The following is a 4,504-nucleotide window of genomic DNA, read 5'->3' on the forward strand; positions in this document are numbered from 1 at the left end:
CTTGGTCGTCGGCACGGGGCAGCTTCGGCAGTTCGGCAATGTCGGCAGTCACGGTGACGCTGTGCACAGCACCGGGATTGATGTCGGCACCACTATGCACCTTCATGCCGAAATACCATTGCTGGCCCTTTTTTGGCCTAGTGCATGCCAGGGTCACGGGCCTTGGCCTGGTTTTAGGTGGGACTGGGCGCGTGGATGAAGGCCGCATCGACCATCGTGCCTTTAGCGACCAACAAGCCCTGTCCTTTCAAATGGCTGTTCACCGGGTTAAGCAGCGTTTCGGTCAGTTTGTGTTGTTCGGGTCAGTGCCGGAAATTAAGGATCGTCGTCTCATCCGGCAACGCCTCGGTGACCCCGCCAAAGCCCGCAAAGCGGCGTATGCTGTCAACCTCGTACAGGGCATCTTCCATTTGTCGGCCTGAGCAGTTGAACCACTGCTGCATACAGTGGATGCGCAGCATACGACCCAAAGGCATCGGCTGGCGACCACGACGCAGTGCTGGGATAGTGCGGTGCGGTCCAAGCTGGGCCAACAGCGTTGGCCACCGCTGCCAGGAACAGTTCATGCCGGGTCTGGCGTTTTTTGCAACTGTATTCAAGGTCGGCAAAGCTGGCTTGGGTGGGCATGGTGATGTGTCCGCCGCTTAAGTGGGTTCGGCAATATTACCTCATGGGCGGGCGATTTGTTCAGCGCTTCCCTAAGTATTATTGATTATCTGGCTTTATTATAGCAGGAGACGTGCGCACTCAAAACTAGGCTATCAATCCATGCTGGAATTTGAGCGGGATTTTTATAGGAAAGCTGCCTAAGAATGTTTCCGGTTTTAGTTGACCATAACAGATTACGACGCGCGGAAAATCCTTACAACTATCAAGGCTGTCTAATTTGCGTGTCTAATCCTACACCATCCCCCTAAGCCGATAAACCAGTTCCAAAGCCTGCTTAGGGCTGAGATCATCAGGATTGACATCCTCAAGTAACGTAATAGCCGGATGACTTTCCTGGTTTGCGAACAAGTCCAGTTGATTCGTTCCCGATTCTGCCTGTTGTTCCATATAAGCCTTATCTTCCAGATGGCGCAGCTTGGTTTTAGCCTTGTCGATAACAGACCGGGGCACACCCGCTAATGAAGCAACCTGCAAGCCGTAACTTTGATTGGCAGGGCCATCTTTGACGGCATGTAGAAAGATGATCTTGTCGCCGTGTTCCATCGCATCCAGATGTACATTACTGATGGTTTTTTGCTCATCAGCCAGTGTGGTTAGTTCAAAATAATGCGTGGCGAACAGGGTAAACGCTTTGGTTTCCTTAGCCAGATAGTCTGCACACGCCCAAGCCAGAGACAAGCCGTCGAACGTGCTGGTGCCACGACCTATTTCATCCATTAAAATCAAGCTATTAGCGGTCGCATTATGCAAGATATTGGCGGTTTCTGACATTTCAACCATAAATGTCGAACGGCCACTGGCCAAATCATCCGACGCGCCTATGCGGGTAAAAATCTTGTCTATAGAGCCGCAGGTCAAGTTTTTGGCTGGTACATAACAACCAATATGCGCGATGAGGACAATCAGGGCCGTTTGGCGCATGAAGGTCGATTTACCGCCCATGTTAGGGCCGGTAATCACCAGCATCCGGCGGTTATTGGACAAGGTCAAATCGTTGGCGACAAAGGGCAACTCCGAAACCTGCTCAACCACCAGATGCCGCCCACCTTCAATATGAATTCCAGGCCTGTCAGTGAGGGTCGGCTGCGATAAATTCAGCGTATCAGAACGCTCTGCAAAGTTGGTCAGCACATCCAGCTCCGCCAAGGCGGCGGCGCATTGCTGCAAAGGTTGCAATTCCGTTGCAATCTTGGTCAATAGCTCATCATACAAGGCTTTCTCGAAAGCCAGCGATTTTTCCCGTGCGCTGAGGACTTTATCTTCAAAGGCTTTTAATCCCTCAGTAATGTAGCGTTCCGCACCTTTTAAGGTCTGCTTGCGGGTGTAATGGGGCGGGATTTTGTCAGCGTGTAAATGGGAAATCTCGATATAGTAGCCATGCACACGGTTATAGTTGACCTTAAGCGTGTTAATGCCGGTAGCAGACCTTTCCCTGCTTTCCATATCGAGGAGGAACTGGTCGGCGTTTTGGCTCAAATTCCTCAGTTCATCCAATTCCTGGCTGTAACCCGCCGCAATAACGCCGCCATCCCGGATCAGTACCGGCGAATTTTCGACTATCGCTAGTTGCAATAAGGCCAAAAGCTCAGGATATTCACCGATGCCTTGCATCAATAAGCTTAGGTGTGGGTTACCACAGTTGGTGAATTCACGTTGTATGTCAGGTAAAACTGCCAGCGTGTTACGCAAAACCAGCAAATCGCGAGGCCGCGCCGATTTCAAGGCTATCCGCGAACTGATCCGTTCAATATCGCCGACTTGTCGCAAGATAGCATGCACATCTTTGTACAACTTGCCATCGAGCAAGCTGGCGATACAGGCATAACGATGCCTGAGAACCTGAGGGTCACACAATGGCCTGTTGAGCCAGCGCCGTAAACAGCGGCTACCCATTGCGGTCGCGGTTTTATCCAATACGCCCAGTAAGGTAAACTCCGTTTGTCCGGTCGGGTGAAAATCCAGTTCAAGATTACGGCGACTGGCAGCATCCAGCAAAACGCTGTCGGTGCTGCTTTCCGTACTGATCCCTTGAATATGAGGAAGCGCACTTTGTTGCGTATCCTTAATATACTGAAGTAATGCGCCAGCAGCGGCGATGGCGGCGGACAGGTCGTCACAGCCGTAACCTTTCAGGTCATGTGCGTTGAATTGCTTTAGTACCAGCAAACGTGCGCTTTCCGGTTCAAAATGCCAGGGCGGTCGTCTGCATAAGCCGCTACGTTGTTTCAGGTTTAAAGGTAACCGCCAGTCTTCACTAAACAACAGTTCAGCCGGGTTAAGCCGACCGATTTCACTGAGTAACTGGTCTTCGGTATCGACTTGTTGTAACACAAAACGGCCGCTGGTCACATCCAGGCTGGCAATACCGTATCTGCTATCAAATAGATAGACGGCAAGCAGTAAATTGTCCTTACGGTCTTCAAGTAATGCCTCTTCAGTGACCGTGCCGGGCGTGACAATGCGTACAACCTTGCGTTCGACCGGGCCTTTAGTGGTAGCAGGATCGCCGATCTGCTCGCAAATCGCCACCGACTCGCCATGTCTTAACAGCTTGGCGAGATAGCCTTCGGCGGCATGATAAGGGATACCAGCCATCGCAATCGGCAAACCCGCCGATTGGCCTCGGCTGGTCAAGGTGATATCGAGTATTTGCGAGGCTTTTTTGGCATCATCGTAAAACAACTCGTAAAAATCACCCATGCGGTAAAAGAGGAGGGTATCAGGGTGGTCTGCTTTGATGCGTAAATATTGCTGCATCATCGGCGTGTGTGGACTGACGGTTTTTTGCTCTATACTCATAGCCCTATTTTATCTGAACTCCAGGGAGTCCACAGCATGGATAATGAGCTATTTGAACTGGCTGAACGGTTAGGGCGCACCCTAAAAGCCAAAGGCTACAAGATAGCCACGGCGGAATCCTGCACAGGCGGCTGGATAGCCCAAGCTATTACCGAAGTGCCGGGCAGTTCCGCCTGGTTTGACCGGGGATTAGTCACCTACAGCAATGACGCAAAAGTGCAGATGCTGGGCGTTAATCCGCAAACCCTGGCGCAGCATGGCGCAGTCAGCGCAGAGGTCGCACAGCAAATGGCAGCTGGTGCCTTGGCAAACAGTGAGGCAGATTGGGCAATTGCAGTGACGGGCATAGCCGGGCCTGATGGCGGCAGCGAAGAAAAACCCGTGGGTACGGTTTATATCGCATGGCAGAATAAAAACGGGTTTTCAAACGTTGAAAGACTGTCTGTGCCAGGAAACCGGCATCAAATCAGGAAACAGGCAGTAAAAAAAGCGATTGAGGGAGTTTTGAGTTTTTTGTAATGGGTATAATACCAATCCCAATAAATTGTTATTTGAATCCCTCATCCTGACCTTCTCCCTCTGGAGAAGGAACAATATGAGAACTTATTGGGATTGGTATAACAACTCGAACGCAAAAACACGCGAGGTGAAGTTTTTAATCACCTCCAGAACGTTTTTATGCCACTATCCTTGGATTATACGGAAAACTCCTGGATGGACAACCTGCCCCGTTCGGCTCTAATAAATTTCGACTTCAGCTTGAGATTGCAGATTTCAAGCTGCGCTGGACTTGTGAATTAATTCACATACATCAAACTTAAACACCTCTACACTCAAGTCAGCGTGAATGTTTCAACTTTGACCTTTCTCTCAATGACCTGATGTTACGCTAATACTAACCGGATTAGTATCCGATCTTTTATTAAACGTACTGTTCCTGCCCGTTATATTTTAGGTTAGGTGCGTAGTCACCGAAGAGGGGCATGTACATTCACAAACCATGAAGGGAGTCGCTATTTTTGCGAAAGCTTGTTTT

4 protein-coding genes are annotated in these 4,504 nt (G+C 50.2%); 2 read left to right on the forward strand and 2 right to left on the reverse strand.

Annotation, left to right across the window (positions count from 1 at the left end):
• Positions 1–302: 302 nt before the first annotated feature.
• Positions 303–476: a transposase gene (locus ACLQ6D_RS14085; protein WP_411727947.1), complete on the reverse strand. Its 174-nt coding sequence runs from the start codon at positions 474–476 to the stop codon at positions 303–305.
• Between ACLQ6D_RS14085 and ACLQ6D_RS14090 the strand changes: the two genes are divergently transcribed.
• Positions 451–648: a hypothetical protein gene (locus tag ACLQ6D_RS14090; protein ID WP_411727950.1), complete on the forward strand. Its 198-nt coding sequence runs from the start codon at positions 451–453 to the stop codon at positions 646–648. The two genes, ACLQ6D_RS14085 and ACLQ6D_RS14090, sit on opposite strands and share 26 nt — an antisense overlap.
• Before the next feature lie 252 nt (positions 649–900).
• On the opposite strand, the gene mutS is transcribed toward ACLQ6D_RS14090, so the two are convergent.
• A complete protein-coding gene (gene mutS, locus ACLQ6D_RS14095; protein ID WP_411727948.1) occupies positions 901–3,468 on the reverse strand; it encodes a DNA mismatch repair protein MutS in 2,568 nt (855 codons plus the stop codon).
• Positions 3,469–3,504: 36 nt separating this feature from the next.
• Here mutS and ACLQ6D_RS14100 point away from each other — a divergent pair, with 36 nt between their 5' ends.
• Positions 3,505–3,987 (forward strand): CinA family protein, encoded by a 483-nt coding sequence (locus ACLQ6D_RS14100; protein WP_411727949.1) that lies wholly within the window; start codon positions 3,505–3,507, stop codon positions 3,985–3,987.
• Positions 3,988–4,504: the final 517 nt, after the last annotated feature.

The organism is Methyloglobulus sp. (genome assembly GCF_046714055.1).
Classification (GTDB): domain Bacteria; phylum Pseudomonadota; class Gammaproteobacteria; order Methylococcales; family Methylomonadaceae; genus Methyloglobulus.

Excerpts from the sequence above, each read along its gene's own strand:
- ACLQ6D_RS14085 (WP_411727947.1), bottom strand. The coding sequence starts at position 476 with ATGCCTTTGGGTCGTATGCTGCGCATCCACTGTATGCAGCAGTGGTTC.
- mutS (WP_411727948.1), bottom strand. The coding sequence starts at position 3,468 with ATGAGTATAGAGCAAAAAACCGTCAGTCCACACACGCCGATGATGCAG.
- ACLQ6D_RS14090 (WP_411727950.1), top strand. The coding sequence starts at position 451 with ATGCGCAGCATACGACCCAAAGGCATCGGCTGGCGACCACGACGCAGT.
- ACLQ6D_RS14100 (WP_411727949.1), top strand. The coding sequence starts at position 3,505 with ATGGATAATGAGCTATTTGAACTGGCTGAACGGTTAGGGCGCACCCTA.